Source organism: Klebsiella sp. HMSC09D12, from assembly GCF_001808475.1.
Lineage (GTDB): Bacteria > Pseudomonadota > Gammaproteobacteria > Enterobacterales > Enterobacteriaceae > Klebsiella > Klebsiella oxytoca.
Genome location: NZ_KV793463.1, coordinates 68,482 through 91,073, shown reverse-complemented (window position 1 = coordinate 91,073; position 22,592 = coordinate 68,482). Strand labels below are relative to the sequence as shown.

Annotated in this window: 19 protein-coding genes and 1 pseudogene; 11 read left to right on the top strand and 9 right to left on the bottom strand. The window is 59.0% G+C overall.

Features of this window, described 5'->3' with window-relative positions; all coding sequences use genetic code 11:
* Positions 1-176 precede the first annotated feature (176 nt).
* Together mmuP and mmuM are read left to right on the top strand one after the other, a co-directional pair.
* Entirely contained in the window at positions 177-1,583 is a 1,407-nt protein-coding gene (mmuP, locus tag HMPREF3178_RS10675; RefSeq protein ID WP_024273818.1) for an S-methylmethionine permease, read from the top strand.
* Entirely contained in the window at positions 1,570-2,502 is a 933-nt protein-coding gene (mmuM, locus tag HMPREF3178_RS10670; protein WP_017146537.1) for a homocysteine S-methyltransferase, read from the top strand. Before mmuP ends, mmuM begins: the two co-directional genes overlap by 14 nt.
* A gap of 89 nt (positions 2,503-2,591) precedes the next feature.
* On the opposite strand, the gene fbpC is transcribed toward mmuM, so the two are convergent.
* The 6 genes and pseudogenes from fbpC to HMPREF3178_RS10640 form a co-directional block, all read right to left on the bottom strand.
* Positions 2,592-3,638, bottom strand: coding sequence for a ferric ABC transporter ATP-binding protein (gene fbpC, locus HMPREF3178_RS10665; RefSeq protein WP_017146536.1), 1,047 nt, complete (start codon positions 3,636-3,638; stop codon positions 2,592-2,594).
* Between the two features lie 11 nt (positions 3,639-3,649).
* Complete coding sequence (locus HMPREF3178_RS10660; RefSeq protein ID WP_004099344.1) at positions 3,650-5,728, bottom strand: ABC transporter permease; 2,079 nt, start codon at positions 5,726-5,728, stop codon at positions 3,650-3,652.
* A 69-nt stretch (positions 5,729-5,797) separates the two neighbouring features.
* Positions 5,798-6,829: pseudogene (locus HMPREF3178_RS10655) on the bottom strand (ABC transporter substrate-binding protein).
* Positions 6,829-8,148, bottom strand: coding sequence for an MFS transporter family glucose-6-phosphate receptor UhpC (gene uhpC / locus HMPREF3178_RS10650; protein ID WP_224226429.1), 1,320 nt, complete (start codon positions 8,146-8,148; stop codon positions 6,829-6,831). Before uhpC ends, HMPREF3178_RS10655 begins: the two are co-directional and overlap by 1 nt.
* Before the next feature lie 60 nt (positions 8,149-8,208).
* Entirely contained in the window at positions 8,209-9,750 is a 1,542-nt protein-coding gene (locus HMPREF3178_RS10645) for an MASE1 domain-containing sensor histidine kinase (RefSeq protein ID WP_004099347.1), read from the bottom strand.
* On the bottom strand, positions 9,750-10,379 hold the full coding sequence (locus HMPREF3178_RS10640) for a response regulator transcription factor (protein ID WP_004099348.1): 630 nt from the start codon (positions 10,377-10,379) through the stop codon (positions 9,750-9,752). Before HMPREF3178_RS10640 ends, HMPREF3178_RS10645 begins: the two co-directional genes overlap by 1 nt.
* A gap of 341 nt (positions 10,380-10,720) precedes the next feature.
* Here HMPREF3178_RS10640 and tauA point away from each other — a divergent pair, with 341 nt between their 5' ends.
* The 5 genes from tauA to HMPREF3178_RS10615 all read left to right on the top strand — a co-directional run bounded on the left by tauA (position 10,721) and on the right by HMPREF3178_RS10615 (position 16,174).
* The gene (gene tauA, locus HMPREF3178_RS10635) at positions 10,721-11,683 is read left to right on the top strand and encodes a taurine ABC transporter substrate-binding protein (RefSeq protein WP_004099349.1); all 963 of its coding nucleotides are present in this window, start codon (positions 10,721-10,723) and stop codon (positions 11,681-11,683) included.
* An 11-nt stretch (positions 11,684-11,694) separates the two neighbouring features.
* Entirely contained in the window at positions 11,695-12,462 is a 768-nt protein-coding gene (gene tauB, locus HMPREF3178_RS10630) for a taurine ABC transporter ATP-binding subunit (protein WP_016808629.1), read from the top strand.
* Positions 12,459-13,286, top strand: a complete 828-nt coding sequence (gene tauC, locus HMPREF3178_RS10625; protein ID WP_004099351.1) for a taurine ABC transporter permease TauC — start codon at positions 12,459-12,461, stop codon at positions 13,284-13,286. Before tauB ends, tauC begins: the two co-directional genes overlap by 4 nt.
* On the top strand, positions 13,283-14,134 hold the full coding sequence (tauD, locus tag HMPREF3178_RS10620) for a taurine dioxygenase (protein ID WP_004099353.1): 852 nt from the start codon (positions 13,283-13,285) through the stop codon (positions 14,132-14,134). Before tauC ends, tauD begins: the two co-directional genes overlap by 4 nt.
* A gap of 321 nt (positions 14,135-14,455) precedes the next feature.
* The gene (locus HMPREF3178_RS10615) at positions 14,456-16,174 is read left to right on the top strand and encodes a bifunctional ornithine lipid synthase OlsF (RefSeq protein WP_017146535.1); all 1,719 of its coding nucleotides are present in this window, start codon (positions 14,456-14,458) and stop codon (positions 16,172-16,174) included.
* Positions 16,175-16,289: 115 nt separating this feature from the next.
* Here the strand turns inward: HMPREF3178_RS10615 and hemB are convergent, their stop codons facing one another.
* Together hemB and ampH are read right to left on the bottom strand one after the other, a co-directional pair.
* Complete coding sequence (hemB, locus tag HMPREF3178_RS10610; protein ID WP_004099358.1) at positions 16,290-17,264, bottom strand: porphobilinogen synthase; 975 nt, start codon at positions 17,262-17,264, stop codon at positions 16,290-16,292.
* Between the two features lie 106 nt (positions 17,265-17,370).
* Positions 17,371-18,531, bottom strand: a complete 1,161-nt coding sequence (gene ampH / locus HMPREF3178_RS10605; RefSeq protein WP_016808633.1) for a D-alanyl-D-alanine-carboxypeptidase/endopeptidase AmpH — start codon at positions 18,529-18,531, stop codon at positions 17,371-17,373.
* Between the two features lie 221 nt (positions 18,532-18,752).
* Here ampH and HMPREF3178_RS10600 point away from each other — a divergent pair, with 221 nt between their 5' ends.
* The 3 genes from HMPREF3178_RS10600 to HMPREF3178_RS10590 all read left to right on the top strand — a co-directional run bounded on the left by HMPREF3178_RS10600 (position 18,753) and on the right by HMPREF3178_RS10590 (position 21,728).
* Entirely contained in the window at positions 18,753-19,265 is a 513-nt protein-coding gene (locus HMPREF3178_RS10600; protein WP_162098351.1) for an isochorismatase family protein, read from the top strand.
* Positions 19,266-19,382: 117 nt separating this feature from the next.
* Positions 19,383-20,603 (top strand): peptide antibiotic transporter SbmA, encoded by a 1,221-nt coding sequence (gene sbmA / locus HMPREF3178_RS10595; RefSeq protein WP_004099371.1) that lies wholly within the window; start codon positions 19,383-19,385, stop codon positions 20,601-20,603.
* Positions 20,604-20,621: 18 nt separating this feature from the next.
* Complete coding sequence (locus HMPREF3178_RS10590; protein ID WP_004099373.1) at positions 20,622-21,728, top strand: DUF1615 domain-containing protein; 1,107 nt, start codon at positions 20,622-20,624, stop codon at positions 21,726-21,728.
* Here the strand turns inward: HMPREF3178_RS10590 and HMPREF3178_RS10585 are convergent.
* Positions 21,725-22,027: a DUF2755 family protein gene (locus tag HMPREF3178_RS10585; protein WP_004099375.1), complete on the bottom strand. Its 303-nt coding sequence runs from the start codon at positions 22,025-22,027 to the stop codon at positions 21,725-21,727. The genes HMPREF3178_RS10590 and HMPREF3178_RS10585 overlap by 4 nt on opposite strands.
* A gap of 256 nt (positions 22,028-22,283) precedes the next feature.
* Between HMPREF3178_RS10585 and HMPREF3178_RS10580 the strand changes: the two genes are divergently transcribed.
* On the top strand, positions 22,284-22,487 hold the full coding sequence (locus tag HMPREF3178_RS10580) for a DUF2754 family protein (RefSeq protein ID WP_004132489.1): 204 nt from the start codon (positions 22,284-22,286) through the stop codon (positions 22,485-22,487).
* Positions 22,488-22,592: the final 105 nt, after the last annotated feature.

Here is a 22,592-nt window from a genome sequence, read left to right as displayed (position 1 = left end):
TTTAATGAGGGCGGCGATCACGGTTTCTCTTTTGTCGTTATTCTGCCCATAAGTGGCGATGATGATTTGGGCGAATGCATAGATGACAGGCCCGGCGGCTTTGCAATTTGGCGACAGGCGGGGTATAAGGAACCTCTTATCTGGATGTTTAGATGTCTATACGCCCGTGGGGTCAAATGCAAACAACACAACAACAAGGTGGGCAGCTTAAGCGCACCATGAAGACTCGCCACCTGATCATGCTGTCGCTGGGTGGCGTTATTGGCACAGGGCTATTTTTTAATACCGGCTATATCATCTCCACCACCGGAGCGGCGGGCACGCTGCTGGCCTATCTGATTGGCGCGCTAGTGGTCTGGCTGGTGATGCAGTGTCTGGGCGAACTTTCGGTGGCGATGCCGGAAACCGGGGCGTTTCACGTCTACGCCGCGCGCTATCTCGGCCCGGCGACCGGGTATACCGTCGCCTGGCTCTACTGGCTGACCTGGACCGTCGCGCTTGGCTCAAGCTTCACCGCCGCCGGATTCTGCATGCAGTACTGGTTCCCGCAGGTGCCGGTATGGGTCTGGTGCGTGGTGTTCTGCGCGGTGATTTTCGCGCTCAACGTTATCTCCACCCGCTTCTTTGCCGAAGGTGAATTCTGGTTCTCGCTGGTGAAGGTGGTCACCATTATCGCCTTTATTATTCTCGGCGGGGCGGCGATCTTTGGCATCATTCCGATGCAGGATGGCTCTCCGGCGCCGGGGCTGCGCAATATCACCGCCGAAGGCTGGTTCCCGCACGGCGGTCTGCCGATCCTGATGACCATGGTGGCGGTTAACTTCGCTTTCTCCGGCACCGAGCTTATCGGCATCGCGGCGGGGGAAACGGAGAATCCGCATAAAGTCATTCCGGTGGCCATTCGTACCACCATCGCCCGGCTGATTATCTTTTTCATCGGCACCGTCTTCGTGCTGGCGGCGCTGATCCCGATGCAGCAGGCGGGAGTCGAGAAAAGCCCGTTTGTGCTGGTGTTTGAAAAGGTCGGTATTCCCTACGCGGCGGATATCTTTAACTTTGTGATTCTGACGGCGATTCTGTCGGCGGCCAACTCTGGCCTTTACGCCTCCGGGCGGATGCTGTGGTCGCTCTCCAATGAAAAAACGCTGCCGTCCTGTTTTACCAAATTGACCAGAAACGGGGTGCCGCTGACGGCGATTTCGGTCAGCATGCTCGGCGGCGTGCTGGCGCTCTTCTCCAGCGTCGTGGCCCCGGATACGGTGTTTGTCGCGCTGTCGGCGATTTCCGGTTTTGCGGTGGTGGCGGTATGGCTGAGCATCTGCGCCTCGCACTTTATGTTCCGCCGTCGCCATCTGCAGCAGGGGAAGGCGCTAAGCGAACTGCACTATCGCGCGCCGTGGTATCCGCTGGTGCCGGTGCTGGGATTTGTGCTTTGCCTGGTAGCCTGCGTGGGTCTGGCGTTTGACCCGAGTCAGAGGATTGCGCTGTGGTGCGGGATCCCGTTCGTGGCACTGTGTTATGGTGCGTATTATCTGACTCGTTCACGGAAACTCACCCAGGAGCCTCAACATGTCGCAGAATAATCCGTTAACCGCCCTCATTGACGCAAAGCCCTTTATCCTGCTGGACGGCGCGATGGCGACGGAGCTGGAAGCGCGCGGCTGCAATCTTGCCGACAGCCTGTGGTCGGCGAAAGTGCTGGTCGACAACCCGGAGCTTATCCGTGAAGTTCACCTCGACTATTTCCGCGCCGGCGCGCAGGTGGCGATCACCGCCAGCTATCAGGCCACTCCGGCAGGTTTTGCTGCCCTCGGCCTTGATGAAGCGCAGTCGAAAGCGCTGATCGGCAAAAGCGTTGAGCTGGCCCGCAAGGCGCGGGAAGCGTATCTGGCGGAAAACCCGCGGGCGGGCGCGTTGCTGGTTGCCGGTTCGGTCGGGCCGTACGGCGCCTTCCTGGCGGACGGCTCGGAGTATCGCGGCGATTATGTCCGCAGCGATGAGGAATTTCAGGCATTTCATCGTCCGCGCGTGGAAGCTCTGCTCGACGCCGGGGCCGATCTGCTGGCCTGTGAAACGATGCCGAATTTCGCCGAGATGAAGGCGCTGGCGGAGCTGCTGACTGCCTATCCGCGCGCGCGGGCATGGTTCTCGTTTACCCTGCGCGATGCGCAGCATCTCAGCGACGGCACGCCGCTGCGGGAAGTGGTTGCCGTGCTGGCAAACTATCCGCAGGTGGTGGCGCTGGGCATTAACTGTATCGCGCTGGAAAACAGCACCGCCGCGCTGGCGCATCTGCATAGCCTGACAGCGCTGCCGCTGGTGGTTTATCCTAACTCCGGGGAGCACTATGACGCGGTATCCAAGACCTGGCATCGCCACGGCGAAGCCTGTGCAACGCTGGCGGAATATTTACCCCAGTGGCTGGCGGCGGGGGCGAAGCTGATTGGCGGCTGCTGCCGCACGACGCCGAAGGATATTGCCGAACTGAACGCGCGGCGTTGAGTTTGCGCCGGGTGGCGGCTGATGCCTTACCCGGCCTACAACGTGCACGAATCGTAGGCCGGGTAAGCGTAAGCGCTACCCGGCATCAATCACCCGGCATCCGCTAACACAAACATCCCGTACGGGTGGATTTCGAGATAATAGTGCTCGCCGACATCCGGCTGCAGCCGCGTCGCGTTCACCTGCAGCAAAATTTCCTGCCCGTGCCACTCTACCGTCACCTCGTACTGCGGTCCCATATAGGCCACGTGGCGAATCGTGCAGCGCTGGCTCTCCTCGCCGCGATCGCTCAGGGTGATTGCCTCCGGGCGCACGCCGACGCTGCCCTCGCCCTGGGCGGCAAAATGCGGCGGCCTCGGCAGCCGATAGCCATAAATATTGACAAAATCCTCGCTAAAGGCGGCCGGGAACAGGTTGGCATCGCCCATAAAGCTCGCCATAAAGCGCGACGCGGGCTGGCGGTAAAGATCCTGCGGCGAGCCGATCTGCATGATATGTCCCTTATTCATCACCAGCACGGTATCGGAAACCGCAAAGGCTTCGCTCTGATCATGGGTCACGTACAGCGAGGTGATATCAAACTGCTTCTGTAACTCGCGGATCTTATCGCGCATGCTGCGCCGCAGGTTGGCATCTAGGTTGCTTAAGGGCTCATCAAACAGCAGCACCTTTGGCTTGAGGATCAGGGCGCGCGCCAGCGCCACGCGCTGCTGCTGACCGCCGGAGATCTGATCGACATAGCGATCTTCGAATCCTTCCAGATCCACCATCGCCAGCGCCTCCTTCACCCGCGCTTTCACGTCGCTGCGCGACACGCCGAGCATCTTCAGACCGTAGCCGACGTTGTCCCCCAGCGACATATGCGGAAACAGGGCGTAAGACTGAAATACCATACAGATGTCGCGCTGCTGAATGGAGCGATGAGTAACGTCTTCGCCATCGATGAAAATCTGTCCTTCGCTCGGTTTTTCCAGCCCGGCGACCAGGCGCAGAATGGTGGTCTTGCCGCAGCCGGAAGGGCCGAGCAGGGTCACCATTTGTCCCTGAGGGATGGTGAGATTGATATTGTCGATAACCGTGTTGCTGCCGAATCGCTTGGTGACGTTGCGCAGCTCAACAAAATTTTTCTGACTCATAGTGCGCTCCATTACGCCTGGTTTTTGGCTTTTGACCGGGAGATACGCGCTTCCCCGATCAGCCAGTCAAAGATAAAAATAATCGCCAGCATCACGACGATCAGAATCGATCCGTAGGCGATCGCCACGCCGTATTCGCCGTCTTCCACCCGGTTGAGGATATAGGCGGTAGCGACGCGGGTGTCCGGCGTCACGAGGAACACAATGGCGCTGACGGTGGTAATGGCGCGCACAAAGCTGTAGATCAGCGCCGAGAGGATCGCCGGGCGCAGCAGCGGCAGCAGGATATGCGTAATGGTGCGCAGGGAACCCGCGCGCAGACTGAGCGACGCTTCGTCCAGCGATTTGTCGATCTGGCCTAAACCGGCAATACCTGCCCGAATGCCCACCGGCACGTTACGCATGACCATCGAGATAATCACAATCGCCGCCGTTCCGGTGAGGTACACCGGCGCGCTGTTAAAGGCGAGAATATAGGAGACGCCCGCCACGGTGCCCGGCACCGCGAAGCACAGCATGGTGGTGAACTCGATGGTCTTTTTGCCTTTAAACTGCTGCCGCACTACGATCCAGGCGATCAGCAGGCCGAAAGCGGCGGTGATGGGCGCGGCGATCCCGGCGTAAAGCAGAGTATCGAGCAGCGAAGGCCAGGCGCCGTCGCTCATCCCCTGGCCGAACAGCTTGATAAAGTTATCCAGCGTCAGGGTGTAGTCCACGCCCCAGTTAACGGTAAAGCTGCCGTAGAAAATACTGCCGTAGAGCAGGGCGTTGAAGGCGATCCACACCGCCAGAATGGCGATCACGCTCCACACCAGGGTCACCGGCAGCGGCTGCACGTCGCCACGGTAGGACTTGCCGGAAACCGTGACGTAAGAGCGCTTGCCGATCCACATATACTGAATGCAGAACACCAGCAGCGAGAACAGCAGCAGGAATGCGCCGAGAGTACTGGCGGCCTGATAATCGAGCTGCGAACCGGTGATATAGAAGTAGATTTGCGTCGCCAGTACGTCGAAGTTGCCGCCGAGCACCAGCGGGTTGCTGAAGTCGGCCAGCGACTGAACGATGACGATTAAAAACGCGTTCGCCAGCGCCGGTTTCAGCAGCGGGACGAAGACGCCGTTGAAGGTCTGCCAGCGGCTGGCGCGCAGGGTGTACGACGCCTCCTCCAGCGACGGATGAATGGTCTTAATCGCGCCGTCGAGGATCATAAACGCCATCGGGGTGAACGCCAGCACCTGCGCCAGCCAGATGCCGGTAAATCCGTACAGCCAGTTGGTGTTGGTTAAGCCAAACCAGTCGACCATCAGTTCGGTGACGTAGCCGGAACGGCCCATCATCAGGGTAACGCCGAGACCGACGACAAACGGCGGGGTGACGATCGGCAGAATCGAGAAAATGCGGCCAATAATCGCGCTGCGCTGGGCGATACGGGTGGTGTAAATCGCCAGCACCAGACCAAAGAAAGTGCAGCCGATGCCTACCGCAATCGACAGGGCGATGGAGTTGAGGATCACCTGGACAATATGCGCCTGCGACAGCACGGCCATAAACGCCAGCGGGGCAAACTCGCCGGCGTCGTTAGTGAACATCGGGATGAAAATAGCGATGCTCGGCCAGACGATAAAGACGCCGATTAACGCCACGATGGTGACCAGCGAACCAATGACAAAGCGGTCGCCCCCCAGCCATTCCAGGCGGGTGAGCGCCAGGGTCATGATGGCCCCCAGCGCGACAAACAGCACGATGGTGGCGTAGCCTAATCCGCGGCCTTCCACGGTGGCGCTGACGACGATAAACGCCATACAGCAGAACGCCCAGCCAGCATCGAGATAGTGGCGGCTGCGCTGCTCCCGCCTGGCTTCCTGAAAGGGACGAATCAGCAGCAGGCTCGGTAACAGATACCACAGCCAGCTGATATTGAACTGTGACCAGCCGTAGGCCGCGAGAATTTCATCGCTCGTGGACTCCAGCAGACCGTAATCCAGGCTCCAGCTCGGCAGCAGGGCAAACGCCAGCCAGCCGAATAAAACCCAAAGGAATATCGCATCCCGCTTTTTCACGGGATGGAGTGCAAGTGTGTGTGACATAAGTTTTCCGGTGTCGTAGGCCGGGTAGGGCAGTGATGCCGCCACCCGGCAAATGAACGCAATGCGGGCTTATTTACCCATCTTCACTTCGCTAACCCATTTATTGATTAGCGCTTTACGCACGTCCGTTGAGCCGTATTTATCCATGTCATAGTTGATGAGCTTCAGGTCGTCGAGCTTCAGCGAGTTCGGCGAGGTGTCGGCGGTAGTGTTGGTCAGGATCTGATAAGACTTGCCTTTCTTCCACGCCAGCTCTTGGGCATCTTTCGACAGCACCCAGTCGACAAACAGTTTGGCGTTGTCGAGGTTGCGCGCGCCCTTCAGGATACTGACGCCGCCAATTTCATAGCCGGTGCCTTCGCACGGCGAGATCAGCTCCAGCGGCGCGCCCTGTTCTTTTTCCAGCGAATAGTCGTGCAGGAAGCCGATGCCGATGGCCGTTTCACCGCGGGCGGCGTTGCGGGCCGGGGCGATACCGGACTTCGTGTACTGGGAGACGTTAGCGTTAAGCTGTTTGAGATAATCGAAAGCCTGATCGTCCCCCCACAGCTGGGCGAAGGTCGCCAGCGCGGTGTAGGCGGTGCCGGAACTCTGCGGGTCGGCAATCTGAATTTCGCCTTTATATTCCGGTTTAGTCAGATCTTTCCAGCATTTCGGCACCGGCAGATTTTTCTCTTTCAGGCGCTGGGTGTTCACGCCGAAGCCGAGTATGCCAACGTACACCGCCGAGGAGTAGTTGCCTTTCAGCTTCGCCGGATCGCGGAACTGCTCCATCACCTGCGCAAGATTGGGCGATTTATAGGGCTGCAGCAGGCCCATTTCACCGGCCTGGGACTGCGGGTCGAGGGTGCCGCCTTACCAGACATCCGCCTGCGGGTTTTTCTTCTCGGCATCGACCTTCGCCAGCGTGCTGCCGGAACCGTTGCGAATAAATGAGGTTTTTACGTCATATTTTTCGCCGAAGGCTTTGGTTTCCGCCTCACACATTTCGTTGGTGGCGCTGCAATAGACCACCAGACGACCTTTGGCGTGCGCCGCGCCGCTTAACGTCGCCAGCGCAATGCCGGAAGCAATCAGGGTAGTGACCAGCGTTTTTTTCATTATTTTATCCTTTGAGCAGCAGAGGTAGTAATGCTCGCCATCAGCAGCGGCATCAGCAATAAACCCATCAGAACTGCGGCGACCGAGAGTAAACTGAACATGCCCGACCAGCCGTAGCGTTCAATGACCAGCGACAGAGGCCAGCCCGCCAGCGCTGCCCCCAGATAGGCGAACAAGCCAAGAAATCCGGTAATTGAACCCGCCGCCGCTTTGTGTCCGCACTCCACCGCCGCGAGGCCAATCAGCATTTGTGGGCCAAAAACGAAGAAGCCCACCGTAAAGAAACACACCGCCAGCAGCGCGTAGTGATGGACCGGCGCCAGCCAAAGCGCGGCGACGGAGACCATCAACCCCAGCGTGAACAGTAAAATCATCGGCGCCCGCTGGCCGCTGAACAGCAGATCCGAGCCCCATCCGGCGAACAACGCCCCGAGCAGACCGCCCGCTTCAAACAGCATCACCGTGGCGTTGGCGCTGAGCAGATTGACGCCGTGGCTCTCCGTCAGCCAGATGTTGCCCCAGTCGTTGAGCGCGATGCGGATCAGATAGACCAGCACGTAAGAGACGCCCAGCAGCCAGATCATCGGATTCTTCAGCATCGTGGTGCGCAGCATCTGCCATAGCCCCATCGGCGGGCTTTGCTGCTCCTGGCGCAGCTCCAGCGGGTCGTTACGCCAGCGGCCTACTGACGGCAATCCCTCTTCGCGGGGCGTTCCTTTCAGGTGCAGCGTTAACCAGATGCCTGATGCCATGCTGATCGTCCCCGGTGCCAGCATCGCCGCCTGCCAGCCCCACCAGTGGGCGGCAAAGGCGCTAATCAGCGGGATAATCGCTCCGCCGATATTGATCGACATATTCCAGCAGCCCCACCAGAAGCCGCGTTCGTTGCGCGAGTACCAGTGGGTCAGCAGGCGGGCGCAGGGAGGCCAGCCCCAGCCCTGAAAAAATCCGTTCAGCGTCCAGACCGCCAGCAGCAGCGTCAGCGATTCGCCGAAGGCGAACACCACGTTCAGCAGACCGGTGGCGAACAGGCCCACGCCCATAAACCAGCGCTGCCCGTGGCTGTCGTGCCACAGTCCGGCGGTAAACTTCGACAGACCGTAGGTCAGGTAAAACAGCGATCCCAGCAGGCCGATATCGCCTTTATCCAGACCCAGATCCGTTTGCAGCGCCGGCAATACGTAGTTGACGCTTTTGCGCGTCAGGTAAAACGCCGCATATCCGATGACCATGTACATCAGCAGCTGCGGACGCAGCGTCCGGTAATGTTGATTAATGTCGGTTGCTGAGCGCATCGCCGTCTCCGTTTTGCTGACTATATGAAAGTGAAATCGAAAGGGGATGAGAGAAAGTCCGGAGTGACTAAGACTTTTTCCTGGTTAGCCGGCTGTTTGTTGCAAATTTGTGGGCAAGTTAACAATTACCCGCGTCCCATGCTGCGACTCCAGGGTCAGCTCTCCGCCCAGGGCGCTGACCCGTTCACGCATGCCCTGAATGCCGAAGCCGGCCATTTTGTCGGGGCTGATACCGATGCCGTTGTCCTTGACCTCCAGGCGCAGCAGCGTCCCCTGCTGATACAGAGCAATGGCAACCTCGCTGGCGTCGGCGTGTTTACAGACGTTGTTAAGCAGCTCCTGTAGCAGCCGATAGAGGGTAAAACGTACCGTTTCGCTCTCCGGCGTGGCGGTGAGCCGGTAGTCAAAGCGGCAGCGGATACCGCGCTCGGCAAAGGCAAACTCATTGAGCAAATGGTGCAGCGCCTCTTTAAACGACAGTTCATCAAGGGCCGGGGGGCGTAGCTGGCGCAGCAGCTGGCGGGTAGAGTGGTGAATACGCCGGGCGAGATCGTTAATCTGGCTGGCGGCGGCCTGGGTTTGCGCCGGATCGCGCGCTCGCTTCACCAGCTGCGACTGGATCTGAATGGCGGTAATATTCTGGCCGATTTCGTCGTGCAGCTCGCGCGCCAGGCTTTTGCGCGTATCCTCTTCGGTATGGATCAGCTTTTCGGTTAGCGCCCGCCGCGCCGCCAGCTCCGCCTCCAGCCGCTGGCGATAGTGGTGCAGGTTTTGCGCCAGGTGCTGCTGGCGACTGATGGCAATCCCCAGCCCGATACCGAGCAGCGCCTGGGTCGCCAGAAAAATCTCCAGCTCCACCAGGTTGCTGAATCCGACGCCAACCTGGCGGGCAATGGTGATCATCATGCTGCCCAGCAGACCGGAGAGAACGCCGCCCTGCCAGCCGAACTTCCACGCCATCACCACGTTGGGCAGAAACACCACAATTAACAGCAGACGCTCGATTTCCGGCGACAGAACCATTTGGGTGCCGATGCCGATAATAAAGAACAGGCTGCACCAGATGATCAATGAGGTGCGCAGCGGCGGATTATTGGTATCCAGCCCCAGCAGGTGGTAGCGGTGCTGCTGGCGCAGGAATTCAAAAATCAGATAGACAAACGGCGTCAGCAGCACCCCGCCGGTAAACGAGGCCAGACCGAGCATCATCGCCGGACTTTTCACAAACGGCGAGAGCAGGGCGGTGTTGAGCAGCGCGCTGGCGGTGACCGTGGCCAGCAGCAGCGTCAGCCGCTGCCAGTAAAGGGGGAAGCGGTGCCAGAACTGTTGGGCGATGCCGGCGGGAAGCAGGCCGATCAACGGCGCGGCCAGCAGAATATAGCCGTTCAGCAGCTGTTCGCCGTGCAGCCAGAACAGCATCAACACGGGAGGCAGCACCAGCGCGGGCCAGTAGCGGCGCGAAAGCAGGATCAGCAGCGCCAGATAGACGCCGTGAGGCAGGAACAGCGCCGCCTGCTGGCCGTTATGGGTCAGGTAAAACCCGAGCGTCCACAGCATCAGCCAGCCGCTTCCCCAGGCCAGCACGATGAACAGCGAGATGACGCTGTGGCGAAGGCTGCGCGACATTAATGACCCGCCAGCAGCTGGTGGTCGAGGGCGAAATGGACCAGATCAATGGTGCTGTGGCACTGCAGTTTGCCCAGCACGTTGGCGCGATGAACGTGCACCGTCTTGTGGCTGAGATCGAGCTTGAAGGCGATTTCCTTGACGCTGTCGCCTTTAACGAGCAAATCAAACACTTCGCGTTCACGCGGGGTGAGCACCTCGAGCACCTGCGCCGGTTGCTCTCCGCCGCGCAGCGCCCGCAGGGCATCGGCGCACAGGTAGTGTCCACCCATACCGACGGAACGCACCGCCTGCACGAGCTCTTCCGGGCCGCAGCGTTTGGTCAGATAGCCGCTGGCGCCGGCATCAAGGGCGCTCTGCACGAAGGCCGGGGTGTCGTAAATGCTGAGAATAATGGCGCGAAACTGCGGCTTTTGCGCGCGCAGGCGCTTTAGCAGGCTCAGGCCGTTCTCATCCGGCATGGCGATATCCATGACCGCCACGTTGACGTCGTCGCGCAATAATGCCGGCCAGGCTTCCGCCGCGCTGCTGAACTGGCCAACCACCTCGAGATCCTCTTCGAGGCTGAGTAACTGCGCAAAGCCTGAACGCACCACCACATGGTCATCGACCAGCACCACTCGAATCATGTTTCTTCTCTCTTAGCGCATCATGGTTCTATGATGCCTGCCGCCGCTGCGCTGGCAATCAATCAGGCGCAGTTATGCAATGAATGTAACAAAATCGCAATACACTTCATCCTTCAAGCTGCCTCTTTGTTGGCTTCGTTTGCCCGCCCCGGTCACTGACTTATGTCAGCTCCCGGGGACGAACAACCTTGCCGCCTCGATGCAGCATGAATGATTTTGTGTATAAGCATTGCCGATTTTTTTCTAAAAACGCTTTGTTCTTAGCAAGAATTTTTAATTACTTCATCAAACGCATCGCGCCGGAAATACTGCACCCATAACAACTATGGGAAGCAGACACTATGGCACTATCATCGCGTATCACACTCATTGCCGCGCTGGCGCTGGCGGCATTCCAGGCCCAGGCGGTGAACGTCACCGTGGCGTATCAGACCTCCGCCGAACCGGCGAAAGTCGCCCAGGCGGACAACACCTTCGCCAAAGCGAGCGGGGCGACCGTCGACTGGCGCAAGTTTGACAGCGGCGCGAGCATCGTGCGGGCGCTGGCTTCCGGCGACGTGCAGATCGGCAACCTCGGCTCCAGCCCGCTGGCAGTCGCCGCCACCCAGCAGGTGCCGATTGAAGTCTTTCTGCTGGCCTCAAAGCTCGGTAACTCCGAAGCGCTGGTGGTCAAAAAGAGCATCACCAAACCGCAGGATCTGATTGGCAAACGCATCGCCGTGCCATTTATCTCTACGACTCACTACAGCCTGCTGTCGGCGCTGAAGCACTGGGGGATTAAACCGGGGCAGGTGCAGATCCTCAACCTGCAGCCGCCGGCGATTATTGCCGCCTGGCAGCGCGGCGACATTGACGGCGCCTACGTCTGGGCGCCGGCGGTCAACGCGCTGGAAAAAGACGGCACGGTTCTCACCGACTCGTCGCAGGTGGGGGAGTGGGGCGCGCCGACGCTGGACGTGTGGGTGGTACGCAAAGACTTTGCCGAAAAGCATCCTGATATTGTCAAAGCCTTCGCCAAAAGCGCCATTGACGCGCAGCAGCCCTATATCGCCAACCCGGATGAGTGGCTGAAGCAGCCGGAAAACATCAGCAAGCTGGCGCGCCTGAGCGGCGTACCGGAAGCCGACGTGCCGGGGCTGGTGAAAGGCAATACCTATCTGACCGCCGCCCAGCAGGCGCAGGAGCTGAACGGGCCGGTGAATAAAGCCATCATCGACACCGCTAAATTCCTGAAAGAGCAGGGTAAAGTCCCCGCAGCGGGAAGCGATTACAGCCAGTACGTTACCGACCGTTTTGTGAAGTAAAGGAGATCATGATGCTGCAAATCTCGCATCTTTCCGCCGACTACGGCGGTAAACCAGCGCTGGCGGATATCAACCTGACGCTGGACAGCGGTGAACTGCTGGTGGTCCTCGGGCCTTCCGGCTGCGGTAAAACCACGCTGCTGAACCTGATTGCCGGATTCGTGCCTTATCAGCACGGCAGCATCACTCTTGAAGGCAGGCGGGTTGAAGGGCCGGGAGCCGATCGCGGCGTGGTCTTTCAGAATGAAGGGCTGCTGCCGTGGCGCAACGTGCAGGATAACGTCGCGCTCGGGCTACAGCTGGCGGGCGTCGACAAAACGCAGCGCCGGGCAACCGCCGCGCGGATGCTGAAAAAAGTCGGCCTCGAAGGGGCGGAAAAGCGCTTTATCTGGCAGCTTTCCGGCGGCCAGCGTCAGCGGGTGGGCATTGCCCGCGCGCTGGCGGCCAATCCGCAGCTGCTGCTTCTCGACGAGCCGTTTGGTGCGCTGGATGCCTTTACCCGCGAGCAGATGCAAACCCTGCTGCTCAGCCTGTGGCATGAGACCGGCAAGAAGGTACTGCTGATCACCCACGATATAGAAGAGGCGGTGTTTATGGCCACCGAGCTGATACTGCTTTCGCCGGGGCCGGGCCGGGTGCTCGAACGGCTGCCGCTCGATTTTGGCCGCCGCTTTGTGGCCGGCGAATCCTGCCGCAGCATTAAATCGGACCCGCGGTTTATCGAACAGCGCGAGTACGTCCTCAGCCGGGTATTTGAACAACGGGAGGCTTTCTCATGAGCGTGGTCATCAATGATAAACCGCGTCAGCGGAGGCTGAAGTGGCGCTGGCCGTTCTCGCGTCAGCTCACTCTCAGCGCGGCGACCCTGGCGGTACTGCTGGCTATCTGGTGGGCCGTTGCCGCCCTGCAGCTGATTAGCCCGCTGTTTCTGCCGCCGCCGGGGCAGGTATTGCAGAAACTTATCACTATTGCCGGTCCGCAGGGTTTTATGGACGCCACCCTCTGGCAGCACCTGGCGGCGAGCCTGACGCGTATCGTTATCGCGCTGCTGGCGGCGGTACTGCTCGGCGTGCCGGTCGGGATCGCCATGGGGTTGAGCCCCACGGTACGCGGGATCCTCGACCCGCTGATCGAGCTTTATCGCCCGGTGCCGCCGCTGGCCTATTTACCGCTGATGGTGATCTGGTTCGGCATCGGCGAGACCTCGAAGATCCTGTTGATCTACCTGGCGATATTCGCGCCGGTGGCGATGTCGGCGCTGGCGGGCGTAAAGAGTGCCCAGCAGGTGCGCATTCGCGCCGCGCAATCTTTAGGGGCCAGCCGGGCGCAGGTGCTGTGGCTGGTGATCCTGCCCGGCGCGCTGCCGGAAATCCTCACCGGCCTGCGAATTGGGCTCGGCGTGGGTTGGTCGACGCTGGTGGCCGCGGAGCTGATTGCCGCCACCCGTGGGTTAGGTTTTATGGTGCAGTCCGCCGGTGAGTTCCTCGCCACCGACGTGGTGCTGGCCGGGATCGCGGTGATTGCCATCATCGCCTTTTTACTGGAACTGGGGCTGCGCGCGCTGCAGCGTCGCCTGACGCCCTGGCATGGAGAAGTACAATGAGCGAACGTTTAAGCATTACCCCGCTGGGGCCGTATATTGGCGCGCAGGTATCCGGCGTCGATATTACCCGCCCGCTGAGCGACAACCAGTTTGAGCAGCTGTATCACGCGGTGCTGCGTCATCAGGTGGTGTTCCTGCGCGAGCAGAATATCACTCCCGAGCAGCAGCGGGATCTCGCCCTGCGCTTTGGCGACCTGCATATTCATCCGGTCTATCCGCATGCGCCCGGCGTCGATGAGATTATCGTGCTTGATACCCACGACGATAACCCGCCGGATAACGATAACTGGCACACCGATGTCACCTTCATTGAGACGCCGCCCGCCGGGGCGATCCTCGCGGCAAAAGAGCTGCCGTCAACCGGCGGCGACACCCTGTGGACCAGCGGCATTGCGGCCTATGAGGCACTCTCCGGGCCTTTACGCCAGCTGTTAAGCGGCCTGCACGCGGAGCATGATTTCCGCAAATCGTTTCAGGAGTATAAATATCGTAAAAGCGAAGAGGAGCATCAGCGCTGGCTGGAGGCGGTCGCGAAAAATCCGCCGCTGCTACATCCGGTAGTGCGTACCCATCCGGTGACCGGTAAACAGGCGCTGTTTGTCAATGAGGGCTTTACCACCCGCATCGTTGACGTCACGGAGAAAGAGAGCGAGGCGCTGCTCGGCTTCCTGTTTGCTCACGTCACTAAACCGGACTTTCAGGTGCGCTGGCGCTGGCAGCCGAACGACGTGGCGATTTGGGATAACCGCGTCACCCAGCACTACGCCAACGCCGATTACCTGCCGCAGCGGCGCATTATGCACCGGGCGACGATTCTCGGGGACAAGCCGTATTACCGGGCTGGTTAATTTCTATAGCCCGGCTAAGGCGTCAGCCGCGAGCCGAGGAGGAAAGTGGCCGCTGCATTGTGCGCTGTTTCCCGGAGGCGGCGCTTAACGCGCCTTGTCCGGGCTACCGCTCCGCAGAACGCGGTTAACCCGTAGCCCGGCTAAGGCGCAATATGCCACAAGCCGGGAAACAACCTACGATAAACGCACTGCAGCATAGTACGCGTGTAGCGCGTGTAGCCCGGGGCTACCAGCTCCAGCCAATCCCAAATCTTCACTCAACTGTAATCTGAGCGACATCTGCGCCTTCTACTGTCTGGGCAGGACGGAGGAGGTGCCGCTATGTTTAGTCTCGACAATGTCATCGATGACCTGTGGCCTCAGGCAAAGCCAGCGCTCTGGCAGAAAAAGGTGCTGAAAAAGCTCCTGCATGAGGAAGAGTTTCAGCAGTTTGCCGCGCGTCATCATCACCTGAAAGGACTGGATACGGTCGAACAGGTGCTCGAACATCTTAATATCCGCTGCGCTATCCCGGCGCACGATCTCGAACAAATCCCCGAACATGGTCCGCTGGTCATCATCGCCAACCACCCCACCGGTACGCTTGACGGCCTGGCTCTGCTCTATGCGGTGTCCCGCGTGCGCCGCGACGTCAAAGTGGTCACCAACCGCATGCTGACTCACCTTGAACCGCTGAGCTCGCTGTTTATTCCGGTCGATAATATCAATGGCCGCACCGCCAAAGCGGCGTTGCAGCAGATGGACCAGCAGTTGCAAAACGGCGGCGTGCTGATTTTCTTCCCGGCCGGCGAAGTTTCACGCCTCACCCGGCGCGGTATTCGTGATAAAAAATGGCACTCCGGATTTATTAAGCTGGCGGCGAAATACCGCGCCCCGCTGCTGCCAGTGTGGATCCGCGCGCGCAACAGCGCGCTGTTTTACGCCAGTACCCTGATGTCCGAGAATCTGCCGTTACTGCTGCTGATGCAGCAAATGTTCCGTCGCCGCAACAGCAGCCTGCCGGTGAATATTGGTCAACAGATAACCTGGTCAAACTGGTTCAATCCGCAAAGCTCTTCTCGGGAACTGACCGAGCGCTGCTATCGCCACCTGGAGCTACTCGGCAAAGGGCTGCCGGGTATATTCAAAACCGAAAGCGCTATCGCCCGTCCCGAAGACCGCGCCCTGCTCAAGCGCGAGCTGGGGAAGGCTGAAACGCTGGGACGCACAGCGGATGGTAAAGTCATCTATCTCTGGCAGCGCCGCGGCCAGGAAGATGCGCCGATACTGCGCGAGCTGGGCCGCCTGCGGGAAATCGCCTTTCGCGCGGTGGGGGAAGGCAGCGGCAAACGTCGCGACGTTGACGTTTATGACGACGACTATCTGCAGCTGATTCTGTGGGATGAGGAAGATCTTGAGATCGTCGGCGCTTACCGTTTTATGCCAACCGCAATACAGCTGGAAAAGCGCGGCCTGAACGGCATCTACAGCTACAGCCTGTTTCATTACGACGCGCGCATGGACGATATTCTGCAACACGGCATTGAGCTGGGTCGCAGTTTTATCCAGCCGCGTTACTGGGGCCGCCGCGGGCTGGACTACCTGTGGTCCGGCATTGGCGCGTATCTGGCGCGCTATCCGCACTATCGCTATCTGTTCGGCCCGGTGTCGATTTCCGGCGGGCTACCGCCGTCGGCGCGCGATCTGCTGGTGGCTTTTTATCGGCTGTGGTTCCCGGCGACGCATCCGCTGGCAGAGTCGCGGCGTCCTTATCCGGCCTCGCTGCCCGATGTGCTGGCCCAGTTTGGCGGAGATGATTACAACGACGACCTGGCGCGGCTAAAGTCCCTGCTCGGCAACCTCGGCTGCGCGATCCCGCCGCTGTATAAGCAGTACTCGGAAGTCTGCGAGCCGGGCGGCGTGCAGTTTATCGATTTCGGCAGCGACCCGGATTTCAACAACTGCGTGGATGGGCTGGTGCTGGTAGATTTGACCTATCTGAAGGCCAACCGCTATCAGCGCTATATTGGGGTACATCTGGACGCGCAAAAATCGGCATAAAAGCCTTTTCCCGGAGGCGGCGCGTTGCGCCTGTCCGGGCTACCAACCCACAGATAGCTGTGGGTTGGTAGCCCGATATTGCAGCAGCGCCACCGGGGAGGCAGTAATAGCCGAATTAACGCAGGATTTTCTTTTCGGCCAGATCGAGGGCGAAATAGCTGAAGATCAGATCCGCGCCGGCGCGCTTGATTGCGCCGAGACTTTCCAGCACCACTTTCTCTTCATCGATAGCGCCAGCCTGGGCGGCGAACTTAATCATCGCGTATTCACCGCTCACCTGGTACGCGCCGATCGGCAGGTTGGTGCGCTCGCGCAGATCGCGCAGGATATCAAGATAGGGACCGGCCGGTTTGACCATCAGGCAGTCGGCGCCCTGGGCTTCGTCCAGCAGCGATTCACGAATCGCTTCGCGGCGATTCATCGGGCTCATCTGATAGGTTTTACGATCGCCTTTCAGCGCGGTACCCGCGGCTTCGCGGAACGGGCCATAGAACGATGAAGCGAATTTGGTGGAGTAGGACATAATCGCCGTATCGGTAAATCCGGCGGCGTCCAGCGCCTGGCGAATAGCCTGCACCTGGCCATCCATCGCGGCGGAAGGCGCGATAAAATCCGCGCCTGCGGCAGCGGCGACCACCGCCTGCTTGCCGAGATTCTCAAGAGTTTTGTCGTTATCCACGCCGTGATCGCACAGCACGCCGCAGTGGCCGTGGGAGGTGTATTCGCAGAAACAGGTGTCGGACATGACGATCATCTCCGGCACCGCCTCTTTACAGATGCGGGACATGCGCGCCACCAGGCCGTTTTCGTTCCAGGTATCGCTGCCAACGGCATCGGTATGATGGGAAATGCCGAAGGTCATCACCGAACGGATGCCGGCGTTGGCAATGCGCTCGATTTCGCGCGCCAGGTGTTTTTCCGGAATACGCATCACGCCGGGCATGGCTTCAATGGCCGTGTAATCGTCGATTTCTTCTTCAACAAAGATCGGCAACACCAGGTCGTTCAAACTCAGTGTTGTCTCTTCAAACATGGCACGTAGCGAAGCGGACTTGCGCAGGCGGCGTGGGCGAGTGATTAAATCTGTCATGGTTTGCCTGATTTTGTGAAATGAAAAAAGTGAGTTTACCTCAATTGGCGGCGGGATGTTTCGCCAAAACGATCCTTATCAATCGTCGGCAAAACATCCCCACAGGTTACTGGCTGGCGGTCTCAATCCCGGTGCGGACGCCGCTTAATTCACTGACCAGCTCGTTGATCCCGTCGCTCATGTTGTTGAAACGCGTCAATGAAGAACGGGTGACCACCACGAAGGCGCCGACGTTGGCCTGCGGGTTCATCGCCATGTAGGTAATAAAGCCGCCGCCGCCGCCGGTCTTCTGAATAATGCCCGGCTGGCCGTTTTTCGGCTTCATGTAGACCCAGCCGAGGCCCAGCGCATCGGCTTTACCCGGCACGTCCATACCGATCACCTTCGTCAGCTGGCTGCGTTGATAAATCAGCGTTTGCATCCGGTCCGCCTGCTGCCCACGGGCGAAGAAATCGGAAGAGAGGAACTGCTGCATCCAGCGCATCATATCGCCCGGCGTGGAATAGACGCCGCCGCTGCCGATAGCCGCCAGCGTATTGTTGCACGGGCTGGCTCCTTTCTCGGGAATCATCAGGCGCCGGCACTGATCCGGCGAAGGCGTAAAGGTGGTGTCTTTCATCCCCAGCGGACGGGTGATCTGCTCTTCAAACAGCTGCGGATAAGGCTTGCCCGCAGCGGTAGAGAGCGCATCGGCGAGTAAATCGAATGCCAGATTGGAGTAGGCGGCCTGGGTGCCGGGAGCGGTTTTCAGCGTTGCGGTGGATAACCAGTTCCAGCGCTGCTGGCGAGTTGGCCAGACAAATACCGGCCGGTGCGCCGCGCCGCCGGGCTGCTCGCGCGGCAGGGCACTGGTATGGGTCGCCAGATTTACCAGCGTGATAGGCGCCCCCTGGTAAGTCGGCACCCGCGCACCCGGCGGAGCATATTTGCTTAGCGGATCGTTGAGCTTAACCACGCCCTGATCGAGAAGTTTGACCAGCATTTCACTGGTCATCAATTTGCTGATAGAGGCAATGCGGATCACCGAATCGAGCTGCGGGTGCTCATTATTGCCCGGGCGCGTCTCGCCGAAGCTGCGGAATACGCGCTGGTTTCCGTCGATAACCACCAGCGCCATACCGACTGCGCCGCTGCCGTAGTAGATATGGTTAGCGTAACGATCGACCACATCAGCGGCGAATTCCGGGTCGACGCTCGGCTGTGCGGCCTGGACCGATGTCAACGACGCCGCGCACAGCGCAGCAAAAATGAGCAGACTACGTTTCAACGGGAGCATCCATCATGATGAAGAAAAAAGATAGAGCGTATTTATACTACGAAGCGCCGCCGTGCAAAGCGCTAATAGCACGATTCTGTGCGGAAAAACGTAACCTGGCGTAAAAAATCCTTTTTTTGCTTTCGGATAGCGGCATTCACCTGCGGGCGCGTATGATGATCGTTTTGGCTAAAGAGGGGGGGCAAGAGAAGATGGCGGCGAAACGGGTAGTGATGGTAGTGGATATGCAAAACGGCGTTTTCGCGACGCCGCGAGTTGAGCGCGAGCGCTGCGCGGCGCAAATTAACCGCCTGATTAACGCTGCGGACACCGTAATTTTCATTCAGCACTGCGAAGCGGGCGGCCTCGAAGAGGGGAGCGAAGGTTTTGCTTTGCTCCCCGAGCTGATCCAACCCGCAGGCTCCCTGTACGTGACTAAGACCGCCTGCGACGCCTTTTACCGTACCCGTCTGGAAGAGGTACTGCGCGAACATCACATCACGCAGTTTGTGATTTGCGGCTGCGCCACCGACTACTGCGTGGATACCACCATCAAAAACGGCGCCAGCCGGGGCTACGCGATTACCGTCGCGGAAGATGCCCACACTACCGCCAACCGTCCAGCGGCGCCGGCCGTCACGCTGATCGCCCACTACAACGATGTGTGGCGTTCACTGACCGTTCCCGGCAATCCTTTACAGGTGAAACCGACAGAAACAATTCTTAGCGGATGGCAGGCGAACTAAGCTGCTGATATCCGGTCTCATCATCCGCCCACTTTGCTTCGCTGCGACGGCTTTGCGGCGGGCGCTTTTGTGGTACACAGCACAGCAAAACGAAAAAGAAGTTAGCAGGAGAGCAAGATGTTTAAATCCTTTTTCCCCAAACCGGGGCCGTTTTTTATTTCTGCCTTTATCTGGTCGCTGCTGGCGGTGATCTTTTGGCAGGCGGGCGGCGGCGACTGGCTGCTGCGGGTCACCGGCGCATCGCAGGATGTGGCGATTAGCGCGGCGCGCTTCTGGTCCCTCAACTACCTGGTGTTCTACGCCTTCTACATATTCTGCGTGGGCGTTTTCGCCCTTTTCTGGTTTATTTACAGCCCGCACCGCTGGCAGTACTGGTCGATCCTCGGTACCTCGCTGATTATTTTCGTTACCTGGTTTCTGGTCGAGGTTGGGGTGGCCATTAACGCCTGGTATGCTCCGTTCTACGATCTTATCCAGGCCGCGCTGGCAACGCCGCACAAGGTCAGCATTAACCAGTTCTATCATGAAATTGGCATCTTCCTCGGCATTGCGCTAATCGCGGTGGTGATCGGCGTGATGAACAACTTCTTCGTCAGCCACTACGTCTTCCGCTGGCGTACCGCGATGAACGAACACTATATGGCGCACTGGCAGCATTTGCGCCATATCGAAGGCGCCGCGCAGCGCGTGCAGGAAGATACCATGCGCTTTGCTTCCACGCTGGAGAGCATGGGCGTCAGCTTCCTTAACGCGGTGATGACCCTTATCGCCTTCCTGCCGGTGCTGGTAACGCTCTCCGCGCACGTCCCGGATTTACCGATTGTCGGTCATCTGCCTTATGGCCTGGTGATTGCCGCCATCGTCTGGTCGTTAATGGGTACCGGCCTGCTGGCGGTCGTTGGGATCAAGCTGCCCGGCCTGGAGTTCAAAAACCAGCGCGTTGAGGCCGCCTATCGTAAAGAGCTGGTTTACGGCGAAGATGACGCTAACCGCGCGACGCCGCCGACGGTGCGTGAACTCTTTGGCGCCGTGCGCCGCAACTATTTCCGCCTCTATTTCCACTATATGTATTTCAATATCGCCCGTATTCTTTATCTGCAGGTGGATAACGTTTTCGGTTTGTTCCTGCTGTTTCCGTCGATTGTTGCCGGTACGATTACGCTGGGCCTGATGACTCAGATAACCAACGTCTTTGGCCAGGTTCGCGGTTCGTTCCAGTACCTGATCAGCTCATGGACTACACTGGTTGAGCTGATGTCTATCTACAAACGTCTGCGCAGCTTCGAGCGCGAGCTGGATGGCAAAGAGCTGCAGACCGTGACGCAAACATTAAGTTAATCAACGCAAGGATGAACCATGCCGGTAGCGCAATCCAGAATCACTTCTCTCACCCTGACGCTACTGGCAGGGATTGTCCTCAGCGCCTGCTCCAGCAAACCGGAGCCGGAGCTGAAAAAGGGCGAAAAGGCGATTGATGTCGCCGCGGTAGTGCGGCAGAAAATGCCCGCCAGCGTGAAGGATCGCGAAGCCTGGGCGCAGGCCATCGCCAAAACCTTTGCCAGTCAGAAGCTGGCGCCGACGGAAGAGAACGTCTGTTCGGTGCTGGCGGTGGCGCAGCAGGAATCCAACTATCAATCTGACCCGGCGGTGCCGGGGCTGAATAAAATCGCCTGGCAGGAGATAGACCGCCGGGCGGAAAAAATGCACATCCCGGTTTTTCTGGTACATACCGCGCTGAAAATCAAATCACCCAACGGCAAAAGCTATAGCGAACGTCTGGATAGCGTGAAAACCGAAAAGCAGCTGAGCGCGATTTTCGATGATTTTATCGGCATGGTGCCGATGGGACAGAAGCTGTTCGGCTCGTTGAACCCGGTACATACCGGCGGCCCGATGCAGGTCAGCATTGCTTTCGCCGAGCAGCACACCGACGGCTATCCGTGGAAAATCGACGGTACCGTGCGCCAGGAGGTGTTCAGCCTGCGCGGCGGTCTGTGGTTTGGCACCTATCATCTGCTGAACTATCCGGCGAACTACAGCGTACCGCTGTACCGTTTTGCTGATTTTAACGCCGGATGGTACGCCAGCCGCAATGCCGCCTTCCAGAATGCCGTCTCTAAAGCAACGGGCGTGAAGCTGGCGCTGGATGGCGACTTAATTCGCTACGACAGCGACGAGGCGGGAACCACCGAACTGGCGGTGCGCCGCTTATCCTCCCAGCTGGCGATGAGCGACGACGAGATCCATCGTCAGTTAAAGAAAGGCGACACGCTGGCGTTTGAAGAGAGCGATCTTTATAAACAGGTATTTCGCATCGCCGATAAGAAAGCCGGTAAAACGCTTCCGCGGGAAGTCCTGCCGGGTATACAGCTTGAGAGCCCCAAAATCACCCGTAATCTGACCACCGCCTGGTTTGCCAAACGCGTTGACGACCGACGGGCCAGCTGTATGGCGCGCCGCTAACGGCGGCTGCGCCAGCGAAAAATCAGCCCTGATATGCCAATTAACAGGCTGGCCGCCACGAAGGGAATCAGGCCAAACAGGGTGCCGACCAGCAGGCCAATTTCGACCCGGGGGCGGCTACTGTCCTGCATCTGAATCAAGTGCTCAAGAACGCCCGGCGCGTGGATTAGCATGCTCAGCATTTGCGCGCCGGCCCAGAAGCAAAACAGCACAAACAGAGCATAGGCGATGTTGCTGCTGGTAATAGCGCTCCTCTTTTTGCCGCCGTTGACGGTCTTTGCAAAGGTGAACTCAGCCATATTGACCTCCGGACTTCGCTTTCTTGCCGATTTTTTACTTCGGCTACATACGAGTCATTCTAGCAACCCCGGGGGGATTCCAGTATCAGATTGCTGGTAATTTCCGCCCAGGAATATTCCTGATTTCATCGGCTTGTGAGTTTGCTACAAATTTGTGAAATTTAGACCGCTATCGCAATGTGCGACAATTCTCCACGCGGCTGCAGACCGGCGGTGATGGCTATGCGAAGATGCTTTTTTTGTTGTCGGAGTGGTTATGAAACTCACTGAAAAAATCCGCCGCGACTGGCACTACTATGCGGTTGCCCTGGGGTTAATTTTTATTATGAATGGCGTAGTCGGGCTGTTGGGGTATGAAACCGAAGGCTGGCGTTCTTACGCGGTTGGGCTGGTGACGTGGGTGATTAGCTTCTGGATCGCCGGTTTTATTATTCGCCGCCGCCCGGCAGAGGAAGCGTAAGGCGGAGGCGGTGAACCCGTAGCCCGGGCAGGCGCTTGCGCCGCCCCCGGGGAGATAACCTGAAGCCGTGTTGGATGTGGATTCCCGGAGGCGATGCTGCGCATC